This is a genomic window from Frigoribacterium sp. CFBP 8754 (genome assembly GCF_014841815.1).
GTDB lineage: Bacteria > Actinomycetota > Actinomycetes > Actinomycetales > Microbacteriaceae > Frigoribacterium > Frigoribacterium endophyticum.
Genome location: NZ_JACYUO010000003.1, coordinates 76,605 through 102,496, shown reverse-complemented (window position 1 = coordinate 102,496; position 25,892 = coordinate 76,605). Strand labels below are relative to the sequence as shown.

The following is a 25,892-nucleotide window of genomic DNA, read 5'->3' as shown; positions in this document are numbered from 1 at the left end:
GCTCCAGATCCGCTGATCCACTCCGGAGTGGATCAGCGGTGCGGGCGGGTCCTTCCTCCCGCCTGCCGTTGTCCGGCCCTCGCTCCGCTCCTCAGCCCAGGGTGACCGGTTCGATCAGCTGCGGGCCGGTGTTGCGCACCGAGTTGGCGTCGCGGCTGACCGGGTGGTGGGTCAGGTCGTGGGCGAGCTCGTGCGAGTCGCGGTCGAGCAGCTCGAGCAGCTCGGCCGTGCCGAGGTGGTCGCCGAGCCAGTCGTCGTACGAGTCGGGCGCGAGGCAGGCCGGCATGCGGTCGTGCACCTCGCCGGGCGCCACGTGCGCGTCGCGCGTGATGATCGACATCGACAGCACCCACTTGTCGGGGTCGTCGTCGGCTTTCGAGGGGTCGGGCCAGGCGCTCATCACCCCCGCCATCGCGAGGGCCGCCTCCGGCTGGTGGACGAAGTGCGGCTGCTTGCCCGTCTCCGTCACGACCCACTCGTAGTAGCCCAGCGCCGGCACGATGCAGCGCGCCTGCGCGAACGGCCGCCGGAACATGCCGTTCGTCGCGACCGTCTCGATCCGCGCGTTGATCGGCTGCGGCCTCTTCTTGAGGTCGGGGTACCACGACGGCGTCAGGCCCCACCGCGCCCGGGGCAGCTCGCGCTCCCCGTGCCGCTGCCGCACCACCGGCACCGCGGTCGTCGGCGCGACGTTGAAGTCGTCGGGCAGGTCGGGCAGCCCGGCCAGCAGGTCGGGCAACAGCTCGGAGGTCGCCCGGGAGACGACGTAGCGACCGCACATCGCCCCAGTCTCCGCCTCCGTGCCCCACCGCGCCAGGGGTCGGCCCGACCCGGGCCCGGTGCTCGCGCCCGGACCCCCGCGGTGGAACACTGGCGGCATGGAGAGCACCGAGCGCAGCATCCGCGGCTACGTCGTCGTCGGGGTCGTGCCGTCGACCGCCGAACGGGTCGTCGCGACCGCCGTCGACCTCGCGGCGCGGTTCGGCACCGGCCTCGCCTGCGTCAGCGTCGAGCCCGACCGGATGGCGTTCGCCGAGGGCATCGACGGCACCGTCCTCTCCTACCCGCTCGACCCCCAGAGCTGGGCCGCCGAGCTCGAGTTCGACCCGGCGCTGGAGGCGCGGCTGCGGCCGATCGCGGAGGCCCGCGGAGTCGACCTGGTCGCCACCTGCCTCACCGGCGAGCCGGCCCACGTGCTCGGCGCGCTCGCCGACCGCGTCGACGCCCCGCTCGTGGTCGTCGGCAGCCGCGAGGCGGGGCTCCGCGGCAGCGTCCGCGAGTTCTTCGCCGGGTCGGTCGCGCTCCACCTCAGCCACCGCCAGCACCGGCCCGTCGTGGTCGTCCCGCTCGCCCCGGTCGCGCGCTCCGAGGCGCTGCCGTGGGACGACGACCTGTGACGCCGCCGACCCCGCCCGTCAGCCCGTCGACCCCGCCGCGCGACCCGTCGGCCCCGCAGCTCAGCCCGTCGACCCCGCTCCGTCGGCGCCTCCCGCTCGTGCTGCTCGTCGTCGCGGGCGGGGCCGTGGGCACGGCGCTGCGGGTCCTCGTGACGCTGGCCGTGCCTCCCACGGGCTCGTTCGACACCGCGATCTTCGCGATCAACGTCGTCGGGGCGTTCGTGCTCGGCCTGCTGCTGGAGCGCCTGCTCCGCGGCGGGCCCGACGAGGGGCGTCGTCGCGTGCTGCGCCTCGGCCTCGGCACCGGCGTGCTCGGCGGCTTCACGACCTACAGCTCGCTCGCGACCGAGACGGCGACCCTCGGCGCCGCGGGCGACGTGCTGACGGCGTCCGTCTACGGGCTGGCGTCGGTGCTGCTCGGGGTGCTCGCGGCGGCCGCGGGGATCGCCGTCGGGGCCCGGTGGGCCCGGGGCTCCCGGTGACGCCGCTGCTGGTCGCCGCGACGGCCCTCGCCGGCGGGGTCGGGGCGGGCGCGCGCTTCTGGGTCGACGGGGCGGTGGGCGATGCGCTCGCGGCTCGTCGCTCACGCCGCGCGGTCGGCGGTGCGGACGCCGCCGCCCTCGCGCCCTACCCGTGGGGCACGGCCGTGATCAACGTCAGCGGGTCGCTGCTGCTCGGGCTGCTCACGGCGCTCGCGCTCGGAGCCGTCGTCTCGCCGACCTGGCGGGCGGTGCTCGGCACCGGGCTGCTGGGCGGCTACACGACCTTCAGCACGGCGAGCGTCGACACCGTCCGCCTTCTCGCTGCGGGGAGGCGCGGTGCCGGTGCCGCCTCCGCCCTCGGCCTCCTGGTCGCCGGCGTGGCGGCCGCGGGGCTCGGGCTCTGGCTCGGGTCGCTGCTCGCCCCAGCCTGACGGGCGGACGGCGCGGGCGCTGGCGGCGGGCGTCGCCGCCGACTCGCCGCGCAGCCCGGCTCAGACGTGCGTGGAGCGCTCGTGCTCGGCGTGGTCGGCCGGCTCGAGCTGGAAGGTCGCGTGCTCGACCTCGAAGTGGGCGGTGAGGCAGCGGTCGAGCGCGTCGAGCGTCTCGTCGACCTTCATGTCGCAGAACACGTCGCGCTCGACGACCACGTGCGCCGAGAAGACCGTCGCCCCGCTCGTGATCTGCCACGCGTGCACGTCGTGGGCCGAGACGACCCCGGGCGTGCCCGCGATGTGGCTCCGCACGTCGTCGAGGTCGATGTCGCCCGGCGCCGAGCCGAAGAGCACCCGCACGGCCTCGCGCAGCAGCGCCCAGGCGCGCGGCACGATCATCGCCGTGATCACGAGCGAGCCGATCGAGTCGGCCTGGGCGAAGCCGGTCGTCAGCACGACGACCGAGGCGACGACGACCGCGACCGAGCCCAGCAGGTCGCCGAGCACCTCGAGGTAGGCGCCGCGCATGTTGATCGAGTGGCTCGCCCCGCCGCGGAGCACCAGCAACGCCACGACGTTGGTCGCCCCGCCGACCACGCCGACGACGAGCATCGGCACGCCGAGCACCTCGTGCGTGGCGGGGTCGAGCAGCCGACCGACCGCCGAGACGGCGACGGAGCCGGCGACCGCGAGCAGCAGCAGGCCGTTCACGAGGGCGGCGAAGACCTCGACCCGCCGGTAGCCGTAGGTCTGGCGCCCGCTCGCCGGGCGGGCGGCGACCACCGTGGCGACGAGCGCGACGACGAGGCCGATCAGGTCGGAGGCCATGTGCCCGCTGTCGGCGAGCAGGGCGAGCGAGCCGGAGAGCACGGCGCCGACCGCCTGGGCGACGAGGCCGAGGGCGACGACGGCGATCGCGAGGCGCAGGCGTCGGCCGTCGGCGGCCATGTGCCCGTGCGTGTGGTCGTGCGCCATCTCGTGCTCTCTCGTGGGGCCCGAGCCGCCGGCCCGGGCGGGGTCGTCAGCGGTCGCCGCGGACGAACCTACCCGCGCGCACCGCGCAGCACCATGCCCGCGGCCCAGTCGATGACGATTCTCGGTGTCAGGAACTGCGGGAGGCGCCACCACCGCACCCGACGGAGGGCCAGGCTGGGCGCATGACCGACACCACCGCCTCCTCGTCCTCTCCGTCCGCCGAGCCCGCGCTGCGCCGCCGCGTGGCCGTCACGGGCGCGACCGGCGCCGTCGGCGGGCGCGTCGCGCGCACGCTCGCGGCGGCTGGCGTGCCGCTGCGGCTGGTCGTGCGCGACGCCTCGCGCGCTCCCGACCTCGGCGCGGCCGACGTCGAGGTCGCCGTCGCCACGTACGGCGACCACGAGGCGTCGGTGGCGGCCCTGCGCGGGGCCGACGTGCTGTTCATGGTCTCGGCGGCGGAGGCGGTCGACCGTCTCGCCCAGCACCGGGGCTTCGTCGACGCCGCGGTCGAGGCCGGCGTGCGCCACGTGGTCTACACGTCGTTCCAGGGCGCGGGGCCCGACGCGGTCTTCACGCTCGCCCGCGACCACGCCGCGACCGAGGAGCACCTGGCGGCGTCCGGGCTCGCGACGACGGTGCTGCGCGACAGCTTCTACCTCGACGTGCTGCCCGAGTTCGCCGACGAGGCGGGGGTGCTGCGCGGACCGGCCGGCGAGGGGCGCGTCGCGGCCGTGGCGCGGGCCGACGTCGCCGACGCGGCCGCCGCGGTGCTGCAGGCCCCGGAGGCGCACGCCGGGCGGGTCTACGAGCTGACGGGCCCCGAGGCGCTCACCCTCTCGGAGGTCGTGGCCCGGCTCAGCGCCGTGCTCGGCCGGCCGTTCACGTACCACCCCGAGACGGTCGAGGAGGCCTACGAGTCGCGGCAGCGCTGGCAGCCGGAGCCGTGGCAGGCCGACGCGTGGGTGAGCACGTACACGTCGATCGCCTCGGGGGAGGTGTCGCGCGTGACGGACGATGTCCGGACGCTCACGGGGCACGCGCCGCTGTCGATCGAGGGGCTGTTCGGGGGGCGCTGAGTCGTCGGGGCGGGGCGGGGCGGGTCGGGTGCCGGTGCCGGTGCCGGTGCCGGTGCGGTGCGGGTGCCGATGCTGGTGCTGGTGCGGGTGCGGGTGCCGCTGCCGGTGCGGTGAGGGCGCGGCGGCACCGGGCGGAGCGGCTCGTCCCGGAGATGCCCGCCGAGAAGGCTGATCCACTCCGGAGTGGAGGAGCGGGAAGGTGCTCCACTCCGGAGTGGAGGAGCGTGCGGGTCCTCCACTCTGGAGTGGAGGACCGGGACGGGGTGCGTCGTCCTGACACGGGCCGTTCCACTCCGGAGTGGAACGGCCTTCCCGGCGGACACTTCCTGGCGGGCACTTCCCGCCAGGGGCCGAGCCAGGACAGGGCCTGGGGACCCATGGGCCCGGGCGCCCGGGGCCCCGGGGCCCCGGGCCGTCGGACCCGACCGGGGCTCAGCGCACGCGACGCGACGACAGCACCCCGCTGACGCCGAGCACCACCGTCGACAGGAACACCCCGACCATCGGCAGCTGCCACCCGCCCGACACGTCGTGCAGCGCCCCGATCGCGAGCGGCCCGAGCGACGCGATCGCGTACCCGCCGCCCTGCACCAGGGCCGAGAGCCGTCGGGCGTCGTCGTCGGTCGAGGCCATCCGCACGATCACGATGAACACGATGGTGATCCCGCCGCCCTGGGCGGCGCCGCCGAAGAGCGACCAGACGAACCACATCTCCGGGGCGAAGAGCAGGCCGAGCGGCATCGCCGTCCAGCAGACCGCGATGATCGCGATGACGACCGCCGGGCGCACCCGCAGCGCGAGCAACGGCACCCCGAGCGCCCCCACGACCGCCAGGATCTGGAAGATCGACGAGCTGGCCCCCGCCGCCTCCCGCGTCAGCCCGACCTCGTCGCGCAGCAGCGTCGGCATCCAGGCCGTCAGCCCGTAGTACGCGAACGCCTGCCCCGAGAAGGCCAGCATCAGGCCCCACGTCGTCGCCCGGCGCAGCAGGGGGCGCCGGCGCTCGGCCGCGTCGCGCGCCGCCGACGCCTCGTCGACGACCGAGATCCCGCCGGTGAGCACGTCCGACGCCGACGTCGAGCCCGCACCCGGCGCGGAGGCGCGGGTCGCGTCGTCGGGGCCGGCCGCCCCGGGTGCCCCGCCGGCCTCGCCGACCCCGCCCGCGACTCCTGCCGGTCGACCGCGGCCGAAGGCGACCCGCGGCCCGACCGCGATCGACCAGACGACCGCCGCCAGCACGGCGAGCACGCCCCACGTGATGAGCGCGAGCGGCCAGCCCACGCCCGCCGCGATCGGCGCCGTCGCCAGCGACGTGATCATCGACCCGACGTTGAGCGCCGACGTGTAGATGCCCGTGACGAAGCCCACGCGCTCGGGGCTGAAGTCGCGGCGGATGATCACCGGCAGCACCACGTTGCCCACCGTGATGGCGACGCCGATCACGATCGTGCCGACGTACAGCCACGACGACGTGCCGAGGGCGCGCAGCACCGTGCCGACGAGCACGCCGGCGAGGCCGATCGACACCGCGCGCTCCGGGCCGAGCTTCACGATCAGGCCCGAGGCCAGCGGGCTCGCCAGCGCGAAGCAGAGCACCGGGATGCTCGTCAGCAGCCCCGCGACGACCGCCGAGAGCTGCAGGTCGCCGATCATCTGGTCGAGCACCGGCGCCGTGGCCACGATCGGCCCGCGGAGGTTCAGCGCGATCAGCACGATCGCGAGCGTGGTCAGCCAGATCGGCGCGGAGCGGACGGCCGCCCCGCCGACCTTCGTCACGCCGCGCCGCGCAGCGGGACGCCGAGCAGCACCGCGACGTCGGCCGGCGTCGCCGCGACCGCCACGGCCCCGACGTGCTCGGCCTCGTCGCCGTAGCCCCAGCCCGCCATGATCGTCGGCACGCCGTGCACCGCGGCGCCCTCGACGTCGTGGTGGCGGTCGCCGATCAGCACCGGCCGCGACAGGTCGACGCCACGCTCGCCGAGACGGCGGAGGGCCTCGGCGACGACGTCGGCCTTCGTGTTGCGGACCTCGTCGTCGGAGGCGCCCGTCACGAGGTCGAGGTACTGCAGCAGGTCGTGGGTCTCGAGGATGCGCGTGGCCGGGGTCTCCGGCTTCGAGGTCGCCGTCGAGGTCGGCAGCCCGGCCGCGTGCACGGCGGCCATGAGCTCTCGCACGCCCGGGAAGATCGGGCTGTCGAGCGCGCCGTGCGCGAGGTAGTGGGCCCGGTAGACCCTCATCGCCTCGACGAGGCGGTCGCCGGAGAGGCCCAGGCGCACCTCGAAGCTCTGCGGCAGCGGCGGGCCCACCCAGGCGAGCATCTCGGCCTGCGGGGGGACGGGCAGCCCGAGCTGCTCGATGGTGAACGCGAGGCTCGCCGTGATGGCGGGCGCGGAGTCGGCGATCGTGCCGTCGAGGTCGTAGAGGACGGCGGTGTAGGGGAGAGTCATCGCCCTCAGCTTAGGAGCGGACGGCGCCGCCGGGTCGTCAGCCGACGCGGCGCAGCGGCCAGGTCGTCGTCGCGGGCTCGAGCACGACGGCGGGCGTCGCCGACACGAGCGACGGCTCGGCCCTCGGCGTCATGCGCCCGACGGGCACGTCGACGGGCAGGTCGAGGGGCCGCGTCACCACGATCGACTCGAAGATCGGGGTCGCGTCGCGACGGGCGACGATGGCGTCGAAGATGGGCGAGGTCATGGCGGGTCCTCCTGCGGGTCGGCGCCGGCCTGCCCGGACGCCTCCCGGAATACTACGCTGATATTCACATTTCGCAACCGGGCGCGAGGGGCGAGGCGCGGCCGTTCAGAACAGCCGCGAGTGCGAGTCGTCCAGCCCGCGCATGGCGTCGTAGTCGAGCAGCAGCGTCCGGATGCCCCGATCGTGGGCGAGCGTTCGCGCCTGGGGCTTGATCTCCTGCGCCGCGAAGACGCCGGTCACCGGGGCGAGGTGCGGATCCCGGTTCATCAGCTCGAGGTACCGCGTCAGCTGCTCCACGCCGTCGATGTCCCCGCGACGCTTCAGCTCGACCGCCACCGCGCCTCCCGCGGCGTCCCGGGCGAGGATGTCGACCGGCCCGATCGCCGTCATGTACTCGCGCCGCACGAGGGTGTGGCCCTCGCCGAGCAGCTCGATCTGCTCGGCCAGGAGCTTCTGCAGGTCGGCCTCGACGCCGTCCTTCGTGAGGCCCGGGTCGACGCCCATCTCGTGGCTCGAGTCGTGCAGCACCTCGTGGATCGAGACGACGAGCACGTCCGCGGTCTTCGGCTGCGTGACCTTCCAGAGCTCGGTGACCCCCGCCTCCCGCTGGTCGTCGTCGGGCTCGACCACGCGGACGGTGCAGGGCGGGCTCATCCAGTTCAGCGGCTTGTAGCTGCCGCCGTCGGAGTGCACCAGGAGGCTGCCGTCGCGCTTGACCATCAGCAGGCGGGTGGCGAGGGGCAGGTGGGCGCTGAGTCGGCCGGCGTAGTCGACCGAGCAGCGGGCAATGACGAGGCGCACCCGACGATCCTAGGTGCCCGGTGAGCCGTCGGGCTCGTGACGATCCGTCGATATCTTCTTGACAGAATGCGAGATGCGAAATACCGTCGGGGTGACCGAGGGGCCGTGCCCCGACCGACACCCGATCGAGAGGCCCCGCCGTGAGCGCGACCCTGCCCCGCCCGACCCGCCCCGCCCAGCCGCACCGCACCCGCGACTCCCACGCTCCCCGCCCGGCCGTCGACCCGGCGGGCCTGATGCTCGTCGACATCGCGACCGGCCGGTACCTCCCCGGCGACGAGATCGACGCCCAGGTCGTCGCCCGCGAGCACGGGCTGCGCCCCGTCGACGTGCGCATCGCCCTCTACGACCTGCGGCGGGCCGGCCTCGTCACCGGCGTGCCGTTCAGCGGCACCCGCGTCGTCGTCTGGCACCGCCGCACGAACGAGGCGCTGATGCGTCGCCTCGGCCGCGTGCTGGCGGGCGTCGCCGCCGCGTCGCCCGTGCTCGAGACCCTGCCCGAGCCCGCCGAGACCCGCCTGCCCGCCGCCGACCTGCTCGTGCGCCACGGCCTCGCGCTGCCCGCCGACGTCGAGCACTTCCTCGACCTGGCCCGCACGATGGTCGACACGCTGCCGGCCGACGAGCGCGTCCGGGTGCACTCGGAGCTGCTGCTGCCGCTCACCGTGCTCTCGACGACCACGGCCCTGCACGTGCACGGCGTCGTGCCGGCGCTGCCCGAGGGCGTCCGCGGGGCGATCGTCGACCTCGTCGAGGCGGCCGCGCACTACGGCGACTGGGCCGACGTGCCGGGCCTCGTCGCCGACTACACGGTCGCGCTCGGTGTCGACGAGCCCCGCTCGCCCGGCGACCCCGCCTGACCGGCGCGGGTGCACCCTCTTCTCGCACCGACACCCTGTTCTCGCACCGACACCCCGCCGCGGCAGGGTTCCCGTGCGAGGACGGGGTTCGGGACGGGACGGACGGGGCGGACGGCGCGCGGGTCAGCGGCGGGAGGGCTCCCGCGCGGCACCCGAGGCGAGCCCGGCCACGGCGATCAGCACCAGCACGACCCAGAGCCCGTTGAGCAGCCCGACGTGCTCGCCGAGGAACCCGATCACCGGCGGCATCGCGAGGAAGGCGACGTAGCCGATCGTCGCCACCGCGCTCACGCGCGCCGCGGCGTTCCGCGAGTCGTCGGCGGCGGCCGACAGCCCGACCGGGAACCCGAGCGCCGACCCGGCGCCCCAGAACACGACCCCGACGATCGCGAGCCACGGCTCGGGCGCCACGATCACGAGCAGCAGGCCGAGCGCGGCCGAGACCGCCGAGAAGCGCAGCATGGGCACCCGGCCGAACCGGTCGAGCAGCGGCGAGCCCGCGACCCGGGTGATCGTCATGGCCGTGACGAAGACGAAGAAGACGACGGTGCCGGCGGCGTTCTCGAGCCCGTGGCCGTCGACCATGGCGAGGGCGAGCCAGTCGTTGGCCGAGCCCTCCGCGGTCGCCATGCCGAGCACGATGAGGCCGATGAGCACCGTGCCGGGGGTGCGCCACACCGCGAGGCGCGAGCGCCAGCCGCCGGAGCTGCCGGAGGCGCCGGCCGCGTCGCCCTCGACGGGCGCGTGCCCGAGGTCCTCCGACTGCATCCACCGCGTGACGACGAGCGCCGTGGCCGCGATCGCGACCGCCAGCACGGTCACGTGCACGGACACCGGCACGTCGAGCGCCTCGGCCCCGGCGCTGAGGAGGGCGCCGACCATGGTGCCCAGGCTGAAGGCGGCGTGGAACAGGGGCATGACGGTCTTGCCGAGCACGCGCTCGGCGGCGGCGCCCGAGACGTTCATGCCGACGTCGCAGAGCCCGTTGCCGAGGCCGAAGACGGCGAGGCCGAGCACGATGCCGACGAAGCCGACGCCGAGGTCGGTGCTGAGGCCCGCGATGGTGAGGCCGACGGCCACCGTGCCGAGCGAGGCGAGCACCGTGCGGCGGGCGCCGAGCGCGGCGATGAGGTGGCTCGAGAAGGTGATGCCGACGATCGAGCCGACGCTGAGGCCCGCGACGAGCAGGCCCATCTCGAGCGTCGTCGCGCCGAGCACGTCGCGGACGGCCGGCACGCGGCCCAGCCAGGTCGCGACGGCGAGCCCGCTGAGGCCGAAGACGACGAAGAGCGCGTTCCGCCACCGGACGACCTGTTGGCGGGTGAGGTCGCCGTCGTAGCTGCGCTTCTCGGCGGTGGGGCTGGTCATGGCGGTGTCACCTCGAGCGTCGGTGTTCGGCGGGCGGGAGCTCTCCGACCGGCCGGCACCGCGCCTCCTCGGGCCTGGTGACGTGCGGGTCGAATCGATTCGACCGTCAGCCTAGGGGGTCGTCGGGCCCGCTGTCGAGGGCGGGCCGGGCGAGCGACGATCGAGCGACGACCGGGTGGCGACCGGGCGGCTGCCGGGCGGCGCCTCGTGGGTAGGGTCGGCCCATGACGACGCTCACGCTGCCCGCCGACCTGGCCTTCCCGGTGATCGACGGCCACAACGACCTGCCCTGGGAGTGCCGCGTCGCCCGCGGCTCGAGCGTCGAGGGCGTCGACGACACGGCCCTGACGCTGCACACCGACCTGCCGAAGCTCCGGGCGGGCGGCGTCGTCGGCCAGTTCTGGTCGGTGTTCGTCGAGACGACCGAGCCCGACCCGGTGCGCGCGACCCTGCAGCAGATCGACCTCGTCCACCGGATGGTCGCCCGCTACCCGGAGTCGCTCGCCCTCGCGCGCACCGCCTCCGACGTGGTCCGGGCCGTGGAGCAGGGGCGCGTCGCGTCGCTGCTCGGGGCCGAGGGCGGGCACTCGATCGGCGACGACCTGGCCGTGCTGCTCACCTTCGCGCGCCTCGGCGTCCGCTACATGACGCTGACGCACAACGACGACACCCCGTGGGCAGACTCGGCCACCGGCAGCCGGCCGCACGGCGGGCTCACCGACCGCGGCCGCGAGGTCGTCGCCGAGATGGAGCGGCTCGGCGTGCTCGTCGACCTCTCGCACGTCAGCCCCGACACGATGCGCGACGCGCTCGACGTCGCGACGGCGCCGGTCGTCTTCAGCCACTCGTCGACCGTCGGCGTGGCCGACCACCCGCGCAACGTGCCCGACGACGTGCTGCGGCGGCTGCCCGACGTCGGCGGCGTCGTGATGGTCACCTTCGTGCCCCAGTTCGTCTCGCGGCGGTACGCCGACTGGCTCGCCGCCGACGTCGCCCGGGCCGAGGGCGAGCCAGGCGAGGCCGCGCCGCCGGTCACCGTGGCCGACGTCGCCGACCACGTCGAGCACGCCCGCCACCTCGCCGGGGCGGCCCACGTCGGCCTCGGCGGCGACTACGACGGCACGCCGACGCTGCCCGACGACCTCCGCGACGTGTCGCGCTACCCGGTGCTCGCCGACGAGCTGAGGAGTCGCGGGTGGGGCCCCGCAGACCTGCGCGCCCTGGCCGGCGGCAACGTCCTGCGCGTGCTCGCCGCGACCGACGAGCGGTTCGCCGCGAACTGAGCGGCGCGCCCGCGGCGGCGTGCGGCCCTGCGGGGCCGGCCCTGAGTGGGCGCCTCGCGGGGACCGGCCCTGCGGCGCCGGGCGCTGGGCGCCCGGCCCTGCGGGGGCGTCCGGGCCGGTCAGCTAGGCTGCGGCACCATGAGCCGGGCAGAGGGCGACGTCGCCGCGAGGCCGACCCTCGCCGCGGTCGCGCGGGCGGCCGGGGTCAGCGCGAGCACCGCCTCCCTGGCGTTCAGCGGAGCCGGCCCCGTCTCCGACGAGACCCGCACGCGCGTGCTCGCGGCTGCCGCCGAGCTCGGCTACGGCGGCCCCGACCCCCGGGCGCGCTCGCTGCGCCGCGGCCGGTCGGGCATCGTCGGCGCCGTGCTCGAGGACACCCTGAGCAACGCCTTCCGCGACCCGATCAACGTCGCGATGCTCGACGGCATCGCCGACGTGACCGGCCCCGCCGACAACTCGCTGCTGCTGCTCACCGAGAACGAGGGCGAGCACTCGCGCCTGCTCGACGCGCCCCTCGACGCGGCCGTTCTCTTCGGCTGCAGCACGCGGCTCGACGAGTCGGTGGAGGCCGTGCGGCGCCGCGGCATCCCGCTCGTGTCGATCGAGGCGAAGCCGATGGAGGGCGTGCTCGACATCGGCGAGGACAACGTCGGGGCCTCCGAGCTGCTCGCCCGCCACCTGCACGACCTCGGCCACCGTCGCGTCGCCGTCGTGGCCCTCGAGCTGGGCCCCACGCGCTGGGTCGGGCCCCTCACCGACGAGCGCGTCGCCCTCGGCACCTCGTGGCCCACGCTCGAGCGGCTGCGCGGCACCCGCCGCGTCTACCCGGGCGTCGGCGGCCTGGTCACCTACGGCAGCTGGACGAGCGAGGGGCACCGGGCCGGGCTGCAGCTGCTCGACGTGCCCGAGCACGAGCGGCCGACCGCGATCATCGCGCAGAGCGACCTGCTGGCCTCGGGCGTCATCGCCGCCGCGGCCGAGCTGGGGCTCTCGGTGCCGCGCGACCTCAGCGTCGTGGGCTACGACGGGGTGCGGCTCGACGACCCGCGCGCCGCCGACCTCACCACGGTCGTGCAGCCCGCGGTCGAGAAGGGCCGCGCCGCGGGGCGTGCCGTGCTCGCGCTGCTCGCCGGGGAGGACGCGGTGGGAACGACCTTCACGAGCGTGTTCCGCGCGGGCTCGACGACGGCGCCGCCGGCGCGCTGAGCGGGCGTCGCACGCGGCTGCGCCGTCTCGGAGCACCTGGCTCGCCCCGCCGGCTCGCCCCTCCGAGCCGCCGAGAGGCCGCCGAGGTGCCCCCTCCTGGGCCCTCGGTGCGCACGAGGTCCCACGACGGGGCACGTCGCCGTCGCGGTCTCGCGCGCGGCGCGGGCCAGCGCACGGTGGCGGTCGCGCGTGCGGCGCGGGCCTCTGCGGTGAGCAGTTCTCGCGACTCGCGGGGCCTGCACCGGCCGACCCGCGCCTCCCGCCCCTAGCGTCGCCGTGTGCACATCACAGTCCTGTCTGTCTCCCTCGCCCTCGTGATCGGCATCGTCGTGCCGATCGTCGTCGCCGCCCTGGTCCGTCGCGGCGACGCGGCGCGGGGCAAGACGTTCCCGGTGCCCGACGCCGTCACCGGCGTGCTGTTCGAGGTGCGCACCCGTCGCTGGCAGCGCGTGCTGCTGCGGGTGATCGGCTACGTCATGGCGATCGTGGGCGCGTTCATGACCTTCATCGGGGCCGTCGTCGGCTTCACCGACCCCGACGAGGCCCTGCCGTTCGGGTTCTGGATCGCCGCGGTGCTCATCCTCGCCTTCGGCGTCTGGCTCGTCATGATGGCCAGCGCCCTCGGGCGCACCCGGCTCCAGGTCTGGGAGGACCGCCTCCTCGCCCGCCGCGGCTTCCGGGCCGAGCGCCTGGTGCTGCTCTCCGACATCGCGCGGCTGACCCCGTACGCGAGCCAGTACGGCGGCATCGTGGCGAAGGGGGCCGACGGGGGCAAGCTCTTCATCTCGGACGGTCTCGAGCTGAACCACGACCTGCTCGCCGACCACCTGCGCACGCGGCTGCCGCAGGTCTGGGCCGCGTCGTTCCCCGGCGACGCGCGCGGGGCGCAGCGCTGACGCCGCCACCGCGCTGACGCCCCCCCCACTGCGCTGACGCCCCAACCGCCTCACGCCCCCACCGCCTGACGCCGCGCCGACGCCCCCGCACCACGCGCCTCCCGCCACTCCTCTGCTCCCGTCATCCGCGCCTCCCCTCGCGCCGCCGGGCTGCAATTGCCGACCACGGAGCCCAGAACGACTGGATATCCGGTCGCCAGAGTGCGCTCGGGGCCGATCTGGTCGGCATTTGCCGCCCAACCCGCAGTCGAGGGCCGGCGAGACCCAGCGCCCCGCACCCCGAGCGACGCAGCCGACGGCCCGCGACCCTCAGCGCGCCCCGACGACCATCCACCGGTCCGTCCGCGCGCGCAGCCCGAGCGTGACCGCCCGGGCCCCGATGTACCCGAGGCCGAACGCGAGCCAGAGCGCGACCGCGCCCGACGTCGTCGACCCGACCCGCGACTCCACCGGCAGCAGCACCGCGAGGTAGGCGGCGAGGCTCACGACCGACGCGATCGCGAGGTAGCGGGCGTCGCCCGCTCCGAGCAGCACCCCGTCGAGCACGAAGACGAAGCCCGCGAGCGGGATGCCGACCGCCATCGCCACCACCACCGACGGCAGCACCGCCTGCACGCCCGGGTCGGGGCTGAAGACCGGCGCCAGCACCGGCGCGAGCAGGGCCAGCACGCCGCCGAGCAGCACCCCTCCACCGACGCCGAACAGCATCAGCCGCCGCGTGACCGCCCGCACGCGCTCGCGGTCGCCGCGGCCGAGGGCGTGCCCGATCATCGCCTGCCCGGCGATCGCGAGGGCGTCGAGGGCGAACGCGAGGGTGCTGAAGAGCGTCAGCGCGACCTGGATCGTGGCCAGCCCGGTCACCCCCGAGGAGGCGGCGGCCGCGACGGTCGCGATGAGCGCGGCCCGGAGCCCCGCGTTCCGCACGAGCAGCCAGCCCCCCGCCTGGGCGGTGCGGCCGACCCCGGCGAGCCCCGGTCTCAGGTCGGCGCCGACGGCTCGGGCGGCCCGCACGGCGATGACGACGTAGACCGCCGCCATGCCCCACTGCGCGACGACGGTGCCGGCCGCCGAGCCCGCGATGCCCCAGCCGAGGCCGTAGAGGAAGAGCGCGTTGAGCCCGGCGTTCGCCGCGAAGCCCACGGTGGCGACGACGAGCGGGGTGCGGGTGTCCTGCAGCCCGCGCAGCAGGCCGGTCGCGGCGATCACGAGCAGCATGCCGGGCAGCCCGAGCAGCGAGACCGAGAGGTAGGTCGTGGCGGCCGCCGCGACGTCGTCGGCCACGCCGAAGAGGCCCACGAGCGGCTCGGCCGTCACCGCGCCGACGCCCGCGACGACCACGCCGACCAGCAGCGCGAACCACATGCCGTCGACGCCGGCACGGATCGCCCCGCGCTGGTCACCGGCGCCGAGCCGCCGCGCGACCGTCGGCGTCGTGGCGTAGGCGAGGAAGATCAGCAGCCCGAGGGCCGTCTGCAGGACGACGCTGGCCACGCCGAGGCCGGCCAGGGGCACGGAGCCGAGGTGGCCGACCAGGGCGGTGTCGGTGAGCAGGAAGAGCGGCTCGGCGACGAGGGCCCCCAGCGCCGGCACGGCCAGGCGGACGATCTCACGGTCGAGGGGCGAGCGGAGGCGCACGCTCAGTCGGTGCCCCGGAGCCGACCCAGCACGCTCATCACGTGGAACACGACGATCGCCGCGACCGTGCCGAGGATGATGCCGCCGAAGCTGGCGCCGCCGAGCACGAGGGTGAAGTCGGCGATGCCCATGATCAGCGCGACGCCGGCGGTGAGCTGGTTCTTCGGGCGGCTGAAGTCCACCTTGTTCTCGACCCAGATGCGGATGCCGATGACGCCGATGAGGCCGTAGAGCGCGGTGGTCACGCCGCCGAGCACCCCCGGCGGGATGGTGAAGATGACGGCGCCGATCTTGGGCGAGAGGCCGAGCAGGATCGCCACGACGCCGGCGACCCAGTAGGCCGCGGTGGAGAAGACGCGGGTGGCGCTCATCACGCCGATGTTCTCGCCGTAGGTCGTCGTCGCCGAGCCGCCGCCGAGGCCCGCGATCACGGTGCTGAGGCCGTCGGCGAAGAGCGCACGACCGGTCAGCGGGTCGAGGTCGCGCTTCGTCAGCTGCCCCACGCCCTTCACGTGCCCCACGTTCTCGGCGATCAGCGCGAGCACGACGGGCAGGAAGCCGAGGTAGATCGGCAGCTGACCGAGGTCGAAGGCGGGGGCGGTGAACGTCGGCAGGCCCACCCACGGCGCGGCCGCGACGGCGCTGTAGTCGACGGCGCCCGCGATGACGGCGGCGACGTAGCCGACGACGACGCCGACGAAGATCGAGAGGCGCCCGAGGAGGCCCTTGAAGAGGACGGCGCTGAGCACGACCGCGGCGAGCGTGATGAGGGCGATGCCCGGCGAGAGCGCGAAGTTGTCGCGGGCGGCGGGGGCGAGGTTGAAGCCGATCAGGGCGACGATCGAGCCGCTGACGACCGGCGGCAGGAGGGCGTCGATCCACCGCGTGCCGGCGAGGTGCACGAGCACGCCGACGAGGGCGAGCAGCGCCCCGACGACGATGATGCCGCTCAGCGCGAGGGGGATGCCGCCCACGTCGGTGGCGGCTGCGATCGGCGCGAGGAAGGCGAACGACGAGCCGAGGTAGCTGGGCAGCCGGTTCTTCGTGATGAGGAGGAAGAGCAGCGTGCCGATGCCGGAGAAGAGCAGGGTCGTGCTCGGCGGGAACCCCGTGATGATCGGCACGAGGAAGGTCGCGCCGAACATCGCGACGACGTGCTGGCCGCCGAGGCCGACGGTGCGGGGCCAGGTGAGGCGTTCCTCCGGGGCGACGATCTCGGTCGAGTCGACGGTCTTGCCGTCGCCGTGCAGTGCCCAGGGGAGTGCCATGCCGAGAACTGTAGCGAGGAAGCGATTTCCTTCGTGTTTCCTGGGGACGGCGGCCGAAGAGCCGGTCGTGCGGGCCGGACGGCGTCTCCCGGCCCCTCCCGGACGGCCGTCGGGGGCCTCACCTAGGCTGACGGGCATGACGAGCGACGCGCTGACCTCCGGCATCACCACCGACGACCTCGACCCCGCGGTGCGCCCGCAGGACGACCTGTTCCGCCACGTGAACGGCCGCTGGATCGCCCGCACCGAGATCCCCGACGACAAGGCGCGCTACGGCTCCTTCCTCGTCCTGGCCGAGGAGGCCGAGGCGGCCGTCCGCGACATCATCCACGAGTCGCAGGAGGCCGAGCCGGGCACCGAGGCCCGCAAGGTCGGCGACCTGTTCACGAGCTTCCTCGACGAGGGCCGGGTGGAGGCGCTGGGCGCGGCCCCGCTCCGCCCGCTGCTCGAGCAGGTCGAGCAGGTCGGCGACGTGCCCGACCTGCTGCGCCTGGTCGGCAGCTTCGAGAAGCAGGGCGTCGCGAGCTTCGTGCAGCTCTTCGTCGACAACGACCCGGGCGACCCCGAGCGCTACGTCGTCTTCCTCGAGCAGGGCGGCCTCGGCCTGCCCGACGAGTCGTACTACCGGGAGGAGAAGTTCGAGTCCGTCCGCACGGCGTACGTCGCCTTCGTCGAGACCATGCTCGGCCTGGCCGGGCTCGACGGCGCCGCCGGCCGTGCCGCCCGCGTCGTGGCGCTCGAGACCGAGCTGGCCACGCACCACTGGAGCAACGTCGCGACCCGCGACAGCGACGCCACCTACAACCTGCAGCCGTGGTCGGAGCTCGCGGCCTCGGCGGCGGGGGTCGACCTTGCGGTCTGGCGCGACGCGGTGCAGGCGCCGGCCGGCACCTTCGACGAGGTCGTCGTGCGCGAGCCCTCGTTCGTCTCCGGCCTCGCCGGCCTGCTCGTCGACGAGCGGCTGCCCGAGTGGCGCGACTGGCTGAGCTGGCAGGTCGTCCGCTCGTTCGCCGCGTACCTCTCGTCCGACTTCGTCGAGGCGAACTTCGACTTCTACGGCCGCACGCTGACCGGCACCCCCGTCCAGCGGGCGCGCTGGAAGCGCGGCGTCTCGTTCGTCGAGGGCGCGATGGGCGAGGCCGTCGGCCGCATCTACGTCGAGCGGCACTTCGCGCCGGCGGCGAAGACCGCGATGGACGACCTGGTCGCGAACCTCGTCGAGGCCTACCGCCAGAGCATCACGCAGCTCTCGTGGATGACCGACGAGACCCGGCAGCGCGCGCTCGAGAAGCTCGACAAGTTCACCCCGAAGATCGGCTACCCGGTGAAGTGGCGCGACTACTCGGCCCTCGAGGTCGACGCGAGCGACCTCATCGGCAACGTGCGCTCGCAGGCCGTCGTCGGGTTCGACCGCGAGCTGGCCAAGATCGGCTCGCCGATCGACCGCGACGAGTGGTTCATGACGCCCCAGACGATCAACGCGTACTACAACCCCGGCTTCAACGAGATCGTCTTCCCCGCCGCCATCCTGCAGTTCCCGTTCTTCGACGAGACCCGCGACGCCGCCGCGAACTACGGGGCCATCGGTGCGGTGATCGGCCACGAGATCGGCCACGGCTTCGACGACCAGGGCTCGAAGTACGACGGCGACGGCCGCCTGACCGACTGGTGGACGGCCGCCGACCGGGAGGCCTTCGAGGCCCTCACCTCGTCGCTGATCGCGCAGTACGACGCGCTCGAGCCCGCGCAGGTGCCCGGCCACCACGTCAACGGCGCCCTCACGATCGGCGAGAACATCGGCGACCTCGGCGGCCTGTCGATCGCCTACGACGCGTACCTCCTCTCGCTGGGCGGCGAGGAGGCGCCGGTCGTCGACGGCCTGACCGGCGCGCAGCGCTTCTTCCTCAGCTGGGCCCAGGCCTGGCAGATCGCCATCCGCGACGAGGAGGCGATCCGCCTCCTGTCGATCGACCCGCACTCGCCGAACGAGTTCCGCTGCAACCAGATCGTCCGCAACATCGACGAGTTCTACGCGGCGTTCGGCGTGACCGAGGGCGACCGCCTCTGGCTGCCCGAGGCCGAGCGCGTCACGATCTGGTAGCCCCGCGCGGGTGACGGAGGGTGCAGGAGGCGGTCGTCGCGACCGCCGGGGAGGCGACCGTGGCGCCGGTGCGCGCCACGGTGGCTCCCGTGCGCCCGAGTCGTTCGGCCGGTCGTTCACGACGCTCGGCGAGCTCGCCGTGGAGGGCGCGTCGGTCTCCGTGGCCGTGCGCGACCTCGACGGCGGCGACGACCTGCTGAGCGTCGACGAGACGGTCGCCCTGCCGGTCGCCCAGGTCGGCGCCCTGCTGCTGCTCGTCGAGGTCAGCGCGCAGATCGAGTCGGGCCGTCTCGGCGCCCTCGACGAGCTCGAGCGCCTGGCCGGCCCCGGCGACCGGGCCGCGCTCGGCGGCGGCGGGGTCTGGTCGTACCTGCAGCGCCGGGCCCTCGCGGTCACCGACGCGGCGGCGCTGGTCGGCGCGCTGCGCGACCCCGCGGCCGTGAACGCGCTCGTGGGGAGGGTCGGCCTCGACGCCGTCCGCGCCCGCGCCGACGGCCTCGGCCTGGTGCGCACGGCCCTGCTCGACGAGGTGCGCGCCGAGCGCGGCCCGGACGACGCCCCGGCCCTCGCCGTCGGCACGGCGGTCGAGCTCGTCGGGCTGATGACCCGCCTGACGCACGGCGAGGTCGTCGACGAGGCGGTCTCGAGCCGCGTGCTCGGCTGGCTGTCGCTCGGGGTCGACCTCTCGCTCGTGGCCGGGTCGTTCGGCCTCGACCCGGTGTCGCACCGGCGGCTCGACCACGGGCTGCAGCTCGTCAACACGGTGGGGGTCTCACCGGGCACGCGCTCCGAGCTCGGCGTGCTGCGCGGCCCGGCCCGCGGGGTGGCGTACGCCGTGACCGTGGCGTTCGACGACCTCACGCTGGCCCGCCGCCTCCGCGTGGTGGACGCGCTGCGCGCACTCGGCACCGACCTGCTGGAGCACGTGCACTGAGCCGGGGCGCCTGCGCCCGACCGGCCAGGGGTCAGTCGATGAGCCCGAGCCCGGCGACGACGCGCAGCGTCTCGACGCCGGCGGGCGGGCAGCGGTCGGCGTCGGCCGTCGTGACCCAGTGCAGCGAGCCCACCTCCGCCGAGGGAGTCGCGGGCGGGCTGCTCGACAGCGGCTCGGCCGCGTAGAGGGTCATGTGCACGAGGCGCCCGTCGGGCTCGCCGTGCGCCTGGGTGCTGACCGTCGTCAGCTCGCGGACGCTCGCGGGGTCGAGCTCGAGGCCGACCTCCTCGCGGGTCTCGCGGGCGAGGGCGTCCTCGCCGGTCTCGCCCGCCTCCCGCTTGCCGCCGGGCAGGTACAGCACGTCGCGCCCCCGGGCGGTGACCATGAGGAGGCGGCGATCACGGACCAGCACCAGCGCGCTGACGACGAGGGGCTCCATGGTGCCCATCCTCCCGCGTCGAGCGGTCACGGTCGGCTGCTGGTCGGCGGGGGAGCGGCACGGCGTGGCCACTCGACCCTCGGGCGGCCGGTTCAGCCGGCGGAGGCGCGGGGCACGTCGTCGACGGACCGCAGCGGGCGCGGCGCGGCAGCCGCCCGCGTGTCGGTGAGGCCGAAGAGGGCCTCGAGGCCGTCGCGGAAGTCCTCGCCGCGGCCCTCGCGGGCGAGCTCGCGGGCCCTGACCGACGGGGTGTGCAGCAGCACGCCGGCCAGGTGGCGCAGGGCCGCCTCGGTGCGGTCGGAGGAGTCGCCGCGCGACCGGGCACGCTCGATCTCGGAGTCGAGCAGGTCGAAGACGTGCTTGCGCAGTGCCACGACGGCCGGCGTGAGCGACTGCTCGGCGGCGACGGCCTGGAACTCGGCGGCGGCGTCGGAGACCATGGCCCTGGCGTCGTCGGCGGCGGTGAGCTGCGTCAGCGGGGCGTGCAGGCTGATCGTCTCGAGGTCGAGCAGCTCGACCCCCGGCACCGTGGCGACCAGCGGGTCGACGTTGCGCGGCAGGCCGAGGTCGATGACCAGGCGACGCGAGGCGTCGACGACCTCGGGCACGACGACCGGGGTCGTCGTGGTCGTGCAGGTGACGAGCACGTCGCTCCAGGCGATGGCCTCGGCCAGGTCGTCGAAGGGGCGGAGGTCGTGCTTGAGCCCGAACCAGGAGGCGCGGCCCGACGACGAGAACACGGCGAGGTCGTCGGCGCCGCGGTCGCGGAGCGCGGTGACGGTGGTGGCGGCGTACTGGCCGGTGCCCACGATGAGCACGCGGGCATGGGCCCAGTCCGTGACGCGGGAGGAGGCCAGCTCGAGGGCGAGGCGCACGAGCGACCGACCCGCGCCTCCGACGTTCGTGCGGTTCTTGACGCCGCGCGACGTGTGCGAGGCCTTCTGGAAGAGGCGCTCGAGGTCGGACGACGTCGTGCCGACCTCGCGGGCGCGCTCGAGGGCGCGGCGCACCTGGCCGGAGATCTCGTCCTCGCCGATCACGACGGACTCGAGGCCGCTCGAGACGGCGAAGAGGTGCTCGACGACCTCGTCGCCGGTGATGACGCGCACGGTGTCGCGCATCTCGTCGGGGTCGACGCCGCTGGCCTCGCTCATCGTGCTGATGGTGGCCTCGACGGCCACGGCGCTGGCGGCGGTGAGGGGCTCGTCGACGTCGAGGTAGGCCTCGAAGCGGTTGCAGGTCGCGAGCACGACGGCCCCGCTGACGAAGTCGCTGCCGTCGACCAGGGTGCTCGCCGCCGAGGGTGCGCCGATGCTCAACTTCTCGAGGAAGTCGAAACTGGCGTTCTGGTGGGACGCCGTGAGGCAGATGAGCACTGAGCGATCCTAACTCTGATCGGCTGTTTCGGCTGTGCGTTGACTCGACGTCGAGAAGATGCTCGGGTTCGGGGGCCATGATCGTTGCCGAATGCAACACAGTGCACCACGAGGAGGACCATGACCACCACCACCAGCATCCAGTGGCAGCTCGCCGCCCGCCCGGTCGGGGAGCCCACGGCCGACGACGTCCGCCGCGTCGAGGTCGAGCTGCCCGCGCTCGCCGACGGCGAGGTCCGCGTGCAGAACGCCTTCCTCTCGGTCGACCCGTACATGCGCGGCCGCATGAACGACGTGAAGTCGTACGTGCCGCCCTTCGCGCTCGACGAGACCATGACCGGCGGCGCCGTCGGCGAGGTCGTCGAGTCGCGCAGCGACGACCTGCCGGTCGGCACCGTGGTGCTGCACGACCTGGGCTGGCGCGACGTCGCCCAGGGCCCGGCCGCGGGCTTCCGCCCCGTGCAGCCGACCGAGGGCGTCTCGCTCTCGGCGTACCTCGGCGTGCTCGGCCTCACCGGCCTGACCGCCTACGTCGGCCTCACCGAGATCGCCCACATCCGCGAGGGCGACGTCGTCTTCGTCTCCGGCGCGGCCGGCGCCGTCGGCACGATGGTCGGCCAGATCGCCCGCCTGAAGGGCGCCTCGCGCGTCGTCGGCAGCGCGGGCAGCGACGAGAAGGTGGCGCTCCTCACCTCGAAGTACGGCTTCGACGCGGCCTTCAACTACAAGACGGGCGACGTCGCCGAGCTGCTGGCCGAGGCCGCGCCCGAGGGCATCGACGTCTACTTCGACAACGTGGGAGGCGACCACCTGTCGGCCGCGCTGGGCGCCTTCAAGGACGGCGGCCGGGCAGCCCTCTGCGGCTCGATCGCGAACTACAACGCGACCGGCGCCCCCGTCGGCATCACGAACATGACCAACATGGTCACGCGCGGCCTCACGATGCAGGGCTTCACGCTCGGGAACTACCGCCACGTCGCCCCCGCCTTCCAGGCCGAGATGGGCCCGTGGCTGGCCGACGGGGAGGTCGTCCACGACGAGACCGTCGTCGACGGCATCGACTCGGCCTTCGACGCGTTCACCGGCCTGATGCGCGGCGAGAACGTCGGCAAGATGGTGGTCCGCGTCGGCTGACCCGCGCCTCCGGCCCTCGAGGTGACGCGATCCGGGGCCTCGGCGCTCGCCGGGGCCCTGTTCGGGTCGCCTCGTCGGCGCCGCGGGCGCCGCGCGTCGCGGCCGCACCGGGCGCCTCGACGTCGAGCGGCCCCCGCCGGCCGCCCAGCGCCCGGGTGCGAGGATGGAGCACGTGACCCTGCCCGACCAGCACCCCCTCAGCTCCGGCCTCACGAGCGGCTCGCCGCTGGTGCGCGCCCTCCGCGGCGACCGCCCCGAGCGCCTCCCCGTCTGGTTCATGCGCCAGGCCGGCCGGTCGCTGCCCGAGTACCGCGAGCTGCGCGTCGGCACCAAGATGCTCGACGCCTGCCTCGACCCGGCGCTGTCGAGCGAGATCACGCTCCAGCCCGTCCGCCGCCACGGCGTCGACGCCGGCATCTTCTTCAGCGACATCGTCGTGCCGATCAAGCTCGCGGGCGTCGCGGTCGACATCGTGCCCGGCCGCGGCCCGGTGCTCGAGTCGCCGATCCGCACCCCGGCCGACGTCGCGGCCCTCCGCCCCCTCGAGCCCGACGCCCTGTCGTCGATCGCCGAGGGCGTCGCCCGCACCGTCGCCGAGCTGGGCGACACCCCTCTGATCGGTTTCGCCGGCGCCCCGTTCACGCTCGCGGCCTACCTCGTCGAGGGCGGCCCGTCGAAGGACCACATCCGGGCCCGCACCCTCATGCACAGCGACCCGGAGACGTGGGAGGCGCTGCTCACCTGGGCGGCGGACGTCACGGGGGCCTTCCTGCGCGCCCAGGTGCTCGCCGGCGCCAGCGCCGCCCAGCTCTTCGACTCGTGGGTCGGCAGCCTCTCGCTCGCCGACTACGAGCAGCGTGTGGCCCCCTTCTCGGCCCGGGCGCTCTCGCACGTCGCCGACCTCGACGTGCCGACGATCCACTTCGGCGTCGGCAGCGGCGAGGTGCTCAGCGCGATGCACGGCATCGGCGTGGGCGCCGTCGGCGTCGACTGGCGGATCCCGCTCGACGAGGCGTCGCGGCGCCTCGGCGGCGACGTGCCCGTGCAGGGCAACATCGACCCCGCGATGCTCCAGGCGCCCTGGCCGGTGCTCGAGGCGCACGTCCGCGACGTCGTCCGCCGCGGCCGCGCCGCCCCCGCCCACGTGCTCAACCTCGGCCACGGGGTGAACCCCGACACCGACCCCGACGTGCTGACGCGCATCGTCGAGCTGGCCCACACCCTCTGAGGAGGCGCGAGACCGTGACCGACGCGACCAGCGCACCCGGGGCCGAGGGCTCCGGGGCCGCGACCCGCGCCTCCTCGGAGGCGCCGGCCGCGGGCGACGTCGTCGTGGTCGGCGGGGGAGTGGCCGGCCTGGTCGCCGCCCGCGACCTCGCGCGCGCGGGCCGGCGGGTCGTGCTGGTCGAGGGCGGCCCCCGCCTCGGCGGCGAGGTCGCGCGCCACACGGTCGCGGGCATCGACCTCGACGCCGGCGCGGAGAGCTTCGCGACCAAGGGCGGCACGGTCGCGGCGTTCCTCGACGAGCTCGGCCTCGGCGACGACGTCGTGCTGCCCGACCCCCGCGGCGCCTGGGTGCAGCACGGCGCGGGCGAGGCGTTCCCGCTGCCGCGCACCGGCCTGCTCGGCGTGCCGGGCGACCTCGGTGCAGCCGACGTCGTGGCCGTCATCGGCGAGGAGGCCGCGGCCGAGGCCGCCCGGCTCGACTCCGCCCCCGGCGAGGTCGGGGCCGACGAGGTGATGGTCGGGCCCTTCGTGCGCGCCCGGATGGGCAGCGCGGTGCTCGACCGGCTCGTCGCGCCGATCGTCGGCGGCGTCCACTCCGTCCACCCCGACGCGCTGCCGGTCGACCGGGTCGCGCCGACCCTGCGGCGCGCGCTGCGCGACGAGGGCTCGCTGGCCGCCGCCGTCCGCAGCGTCCGTGCCCTCGCGCCGGCGGGCTCGGCCGTGGCCGGCCTCCGCGGCGGCATGGCCCGCCTCGTCGACGCCCTCGTCGCCGACCTCGACCGCCTCGGCGTCGACGTCCGCCTCGACGCCCCCGTCGCCGCGGTCGACTCCCGCTCGGTGACCCTGGCCACGGGCGAGCGCCTCGACGCTCCCCACGTGCTGCTCGCCGTCGGCGACGGCGCCGCCCGGGCGCTCGCCGGCCGCCGCGCCCCCGAGCCCGGCCTGATCACCCTCGCCACGATCGTGCTGCGCGACGACCGGCTCGACGTCGGGCCGCGGGGCACCGGCGTGCTCGTCGCGCCGGGCGCCGTCGGGGTCCGCGCGAAGGCGCTCACCCACGGCACCGTCAAGTGGCCCTGGCTCGCCGAGGCCGCGGCGGGTCGTCACGTCCTCCGGCTCAGCTACGACTCGCCCGTGGTCGACGCGGGCACCCCCGACGACGAGCTGCGCCGCACCGCGCTGGCCGACGCGTCGGCCCTGCTCGGCGTCGACCTCGACGAGCGCTCGGTCGAGGGCACCGCCCGGGTCGTCTGGGACGCTCCCCTCCCCCAGGAGGCGCCCCCCGCCTCCCCCTCGCCTCTCGACGGCGTCGTGCGCGTCGGCGGTGCCGTGGCCGGCCGGGGGCTCGCCGCCGTGATCGCCCGGTCGCGTCGCGCCGCCGCGGAGCTGCTGGAGGGCTGACGGCCCGGAGCGCGGCCCGCCGCTCCCTCCACCGCGGGCGCGCTGTCCCCGCCCGGCGGGTCGGCATGCCCGTCCGGGCATCTCCGTGCGGCCCCGGGCTACATTGGACCCACGCGCCGGGCACTCGTCCGCGCGCGGACGACATCGAATGGAGCGACATGCGAGGCAAACTGATCTTCGTCGCCGGAGCAGCACTCGGGTTCGTGCTGGGCGCGCGCGCCGGGCACGACCGCTACGACCAGATCGCCGACAAGACGTCGAAGGTGTGGCACAGCCGCGCCGTGCAGCGCCAGGTCGTCAAGGCGGAGGACTTCGCGGGCGCGAAGGCCGCCGACGCCGTCGACGCGGTCGTCGAGGGGGTCAAGTTCCTCGTCACGCGCGCCTTCGGCGGCGGGAAGAAGAAGAAGTGACCGACTCCACCCGGAGCGCCGGGGTGCGGCACGGGGGGAAGGCGTCCAAGCGGTCGTTCTTCGCCCTCGTGCAGGACGTCCCGACGCTGGTCACCGACCTCGTCAAGGGCGAGCTCGCCCTGCTCAAGTACGAGGTCATCGGCACCCTCAAGGCCTTCGGCATCGGCGCCGGCTTCCTCGTCGGCGCCCTCGTGTTCGTGTTCGCCATGCTCGGCGTGCTCCTGACCGGCATCGTGCTGCTCATCGCCATCTGGCTGCCGGGCTGGCTCTCGGCGCTCATCGTCGCGTTCGTGCTGCTGCTCGTCGCCGCGCTGCTGGCCTTCCTCGGCTACAAGAGCATCAAGAAGGGCCTGCCCGCGGTGCCCGAGAAGACGATCGCGAGCCTCAAGCGCGACCTCAAGGCGATCAAGGGCGTGGGCTCGATCCCGCGCGCCGACCTCACCGACCGCTGACCCGGCCGGGCCCCCGCCCGGACCGACAGCGCCGCACCGGCACCAG

At 75.0% G+C, this 25,892-nt stretch carries 26 protein-coding genes; 15 read left to right on the top strand and 11 right to left on the bottom strand.

All coding sequences use genetic code 11. From position 1 onward, the window contains the following. Positions 1 to 91: 91 nt before the first annotated feature. On the bottom strand, positions 92 to 781 hold the full coding sequence (locus IFT72_RS10905) for an SOS response-associated peptidase (protein ID WP_056058077.1): 690 nt from the start codon (positions 779 to 781) through the stop codon (positions 92 to 94). A 97-nt stretch (positions 782 to 878) separates the two neighbouring features. On the opposite strand from IFT72_RS10905, the gene IFT72_RS10900 reads away from it, so the two are divergent. The 3 genes from IFT72_RS10900 to IFT72_RS10890 are packed head-to-tail and all read left to right on the top strand — an operon-like array spanning position 879 to position 2,310. Further along, positions 879 to 1,397, top strand: a complete 519-nt coding sequence (locus IFT72_RS10900; RefSeq protein WP_056058075.1) for a universal stress protein — start codon at positions 879 to 881, stop codon at positions 1,395 to 1,397. Then, the gene (locus IFT72_RS10895; RefSeq protein ID WP_371741262.1) at positions 1,379 to 1,879 is read left to right on the top strand and encodes a CrcB family protein; all 501 of its coding nucleotides are present in this window, start codon (positions 1,379 to 1,381) and stop codon (positions 1,877 to 1,879) included. The genes IFT72_RS10900 and IFT72_RS10895 overlap by 19 nt, the downstream gene beginning before the upstream one ends. After that, positions 1,876 to 2,310 (top strand): CrcB family protein, encoded by a 435-nt coding sequence (locus IFT72_RS10890; RefSeq protein WP_192046444.1) that lies wholly within the window; start codon positions 1,876 to 1,878, stop codon positions 2,308 to 2,310. The genes IFT72_RS10895 and IFT72_RS10890 overlap by 4 nt, the downstream gene beginning before the upstream one ends. A 60-nt stretch (positions 2,311 to 2,370) precedes the next feature. Here IFT72_RS10890 and IFT72_RS10885 read toward each other — a convergent pair whose 3' ends face one another. Next, a complete protein-coding gene (locus IFT72_RS10885) occupies positions 2,371 to 3,285 on the bottom strand; it encodes a cation diffusion facilitator family transporter (protein ID WP_192046443.1) in 915 nt (304 codons plus the stop codon). A gap of 182 nt (positions 3,286 to 3,467) precedes the next feature. Here IFT72_RS10885 and IFT72_RS10880 point away from each other — a divergent pair, with 182 nt between their 5' ends. Next, a complete protein-coding gene (locus tag IFT72_RS10880; RefSeq protein ID WP_192046442.1) occupies positions 3,468 to 4,361 on the top strand; it encodes an SDR family oxidoreductase in 894 nt (297 codons plus the stop codon). Between the two features lie 432 nt (positions 4,362 to 4,793). Here the strand turns inward: IFT72_RS10880 and IFT72_RS10875 are convergent, their stop codons facing one another. The 4 genes from IFT72_RS10875 to nucS all read right to left on the bottom strand — a co-directional run bounded on the left by IFT72_RS10875 (position 4,794) and on the right by nucS (position 7,856). Continuing rightward, a complete protein-coding gene (locus IFT72_RS10875; protein WP_371741260.1) occupies positions 4,794 to 6,137 on the bottom strand; it encodes a CynX/NimT family MFS transporter in 1,344 nt (447 codons plus the stop codon). Further along, positions 6,134 to 6,808, bottom strand: a complete 675-nt coding sequence (locus IFT72_RS10870; protein ID WP_192046441.1) for an HAD hydrolase-like protein — start codon at positions 6,806 to 6,808, stop codon at positions 6,134 to 6,136. Before IFT72_RS10870 ends, IFT72_RS10875 begins: the two co-directional genes overlap by 4 nt. A gap of 37 nt (positions 6,809 to 6,845) precedes the next feature. After that, positions 6,846 to 7,055: a hypothetical protein gene (locus IFT72_RS10865; RefSeq protein ID WP_056058061.1), complete on the bottom strand. Its 210-nt coding sequence runs from the start codon at positions 7,053 to 7,055 to the stop codon at positions 6,846 to 6,848. Positions 7,056 to 7,160: 105 nt separating this feature from the next. Further along, entirely contained in the window at positions 7,161 to 7,856 is a 696-nt protein-coding gene (gene nucS / locus IFT72_RS10860; RefSeq protein ID WP_056058058.1) for an endonuclease NucS, read from the bottom strand. Positions 7,857 to 7,996: 140 nt separating this feature from the next. Here nucS and IFT72_RS10855 point away from each other — a divergent pair, with 140 nt between their 5' ends. Next, on the top strand, positions 7,997 to 8,716 hold the full coding sequence (locus IFT72_RS10855; protein WP_192046440.1) for a hypothetical protein: 720 nt from the start codon (positions 7,997 to 7,999) through the stop codon (positions 8,714 to 8,716). A 123-nt stretch (positions 8,717 to 8,839) separates the two neighbouring features. Here IFT72_RS10855 and IFT72_RS10850 read toward each other — a convergent pair whose 3' ends face one another. Then, the gene (locus IFT72_RS10850; RefSeq protein ID WP_192046439.1) at positions 8,840 to 10,084 is read right to left on the bottom strand and encodes an MFS transporter; all 1,245 of its coding nucleotides are present in this window, start codon (positions 10,082 to 10,084) and stop codon (positions 8,840 to 8,842) included. Positions 10,085 to 10,308: 224 nt separating this feature from the next. On the opposite strand from IFT72_RS10850, the gene IFT72_RS10845 reads away from it, so the two are divergent. The 3 genes from IFT72_RS10845 to IFT72_RS10835 all read left to right on the top strand — a co-directional run bounded on the left by IFT72_RS10845 (position 10,309) and on the right by IFT72_RS10835 (position 13,469). Next, positions 10,309 to 11,367: a dipeptidase gene (locus tag IFT72_RS10845; RefSeq protein WP_192046438.1), complete on the top strand. Its 1,059-nt coding sequence runs from the start codon at positions 10,309 to 10,311 to the stop codon at positions 11,365 to 11,367. 138 nt (positions 11,368 to 11,505) lie between these two features. After that, positions 11,506 to 12,573: a LacI family DNA-binding transcriptional regulator gene (locus tag IFT72_RS10840; RefSeq protein ID WP_192046437.1), complete on the top strand. Its 1,068-nt coding sequence runs from the start codon at positions 11,506 to 11,508 to the stop codon at positions 12,571 to 12,573. A gap of 278 nt (positions 12,574 to 12,851) precedes the next feature. Continuing rightward, positions 12,852 to 13,469: a hypothetical protein gene (locus IFT72_RS10835; protein ID WP_192046436.1), complete on the top strand. Its 618-nt coding sequence runs from the start codon at positions 12,852 to 12,854 to the stop codon at positions 13,467 to 13,469. Positions 13,470 to 13,778: 309 nt separating this feature from the next. On the opposite strand, the gene IFT72_RS10830 is transcribed toward IFT72_RS10835, so the two are convergent. Together IFT72_RS10830 and IFT72_RS10825 are read right to left on the bottom strand one after the other, a co-directional pair. After that, complete coding sequence (locus IFT72_RS10830; protein WP_371741259.1) at positions 13,779 to 15,104, bottom strand: MATE family efflux transporter; 1,326 nt, start codon at positions 15,102 to 15,104, stop codon at positions 13,779 to 13,781. 2 nt (positions 15,105 to 15,106) lie between these two features. Then, complete coding sequence (locus IFT72_RS10825) at positions 15,107 to 16,372, bottom strand: uracil-xanthine permease family protein (RefSeq protein WP_056058038.1); 1,266 nt, start codon at positions 16,370 to 16,372, stop codon at positions 15,107 to 15,109. 136 nt (positions 16,373 to 16,508) lie between these two features. Between IFT72_RS10825 and IFT72_RS10820 the strand changes: the two genes are divergently transcribed. Continuing rightward, a complete protein-coding gene (locus IFT72_RS10820) occupies positions 16,509 to 18,473 on the top strand; it encodes a M13 family metallopeptidase (protein WP_192046435.1) in 1,965 nt (654 codons plus the stop codon). A 10-nt stretch (positions 18,474 to 18,483) separates the two neighbouring features. Beyond that, entirely contained in the window at positions 18,484 to 19,407 is a 924-nt protein-coding gene (locus tag IFT72_RS10815; protein ID WP_192046434.1) for a serine hydrolase, read from the top strand. Between the two features lie 31 nt (positions 19,408 to 19,438). Here IFT72_RS10815 and IFT72_RS10810 read toward each other — a convergent pair whose 3' ends face one another. Continuing rightward, a complete protein-coding gene (locus IFT72_RS10810; protein ID WP_056059226.1) occupies positions 19,439 to 19,846 on the bottom strand; it encodes an NUDIX domain-containing protein in 408 nt (135 codons plus the stop codon). 92 nt (positions 19,847 to 19,938) lie between these two features. Further along, positions 19,939 to 21,222, bottom strand: coding sequence for a glutamyl-tRNA reductase (locus tag IFT72_RS10805; RefSeq protein WP_192046433.1), 1,284 nt, complete (start codon positions 21,220 to 21,222; stop codon positions 19,939 to 19,941). Between the two features lie 120 nt (positions 21,223 to 21,342). Here IFT72_RS10805 and IFT72_RS10800 point away from each other — a divergent pair, with 120 nt between their 5' ends. The 5 genes from IFT72_RS10800 to IFT72_RS10780 all read left to right on the top strand — a co-directional run bounded on the left by IFT72_RS10800 (position 21,343) and on the right by IFT72_RS10780 (position 25,846). Next, entirely contained in the window at positions 21,343 to 22,356 is a 1,014-nt protein-coding gene (locus tag IFT72_RS10800; RefSeq protein WP_192046432.1) for an NADP-dependent oxidoreductase, read from the top strand. A 163-nt stretch (positions 22,357 to 22,519) separates the two neighbouring features. Continuing rightward, a complete protein-coding gene (gene hemE, locus IFT72_RS10795) occupies positions 22,520 to 23,584 on the top strand; it encodes a uroporphyrinogen decarboxylase (RefSeq protein ID WP_192046431.1) in 1,065 nt (354 codons plus the stop codon). 14 nt (positions 23,585 to 23,598) lie between these two features. Next, the gene (locus IFT72_RS10790; protein WP_371741258.1) at positions 23,599 to 24,984 is read left to right on the top strand and encodes an NAD(P)/FAD-dependent oxidoreductase; all 1,386 of its coding nucleotides are present in this window, start codon (positions 23,599 to 23,601) and stop codon (positions 24,982 to 24,984) included. 158 nt (positions 24,985 to 25,142) lie between these two features. Next, positions 25,143 to 25,394, top strand: coding sequence for a hypothetical protein (locus IFT72_RS10785; RefSeq protein ID WP_056058020.1), 252 nt, complete (start codon positions 25,143 to 25,145; stop codon positions 25,392 to 25,394). Next, positions 25,391 to 25,846: a phage holin family protein gene (locus tag IFT72_RS10780; RefSeq protein ID WP_255465117.1), complete on the top strand. Its 456-nt coding sequence runs from the start codon at positions 25,391 to 25,393 to the stop codon at positions 25,844 to 25,846. Before IFT72_RS10785 ends, IFT72_RS10780 begins: the two co-directional genes overlap by 4 nt. Positions 25,847 to 25,892 lie beyond the last annotated feature (46 nt).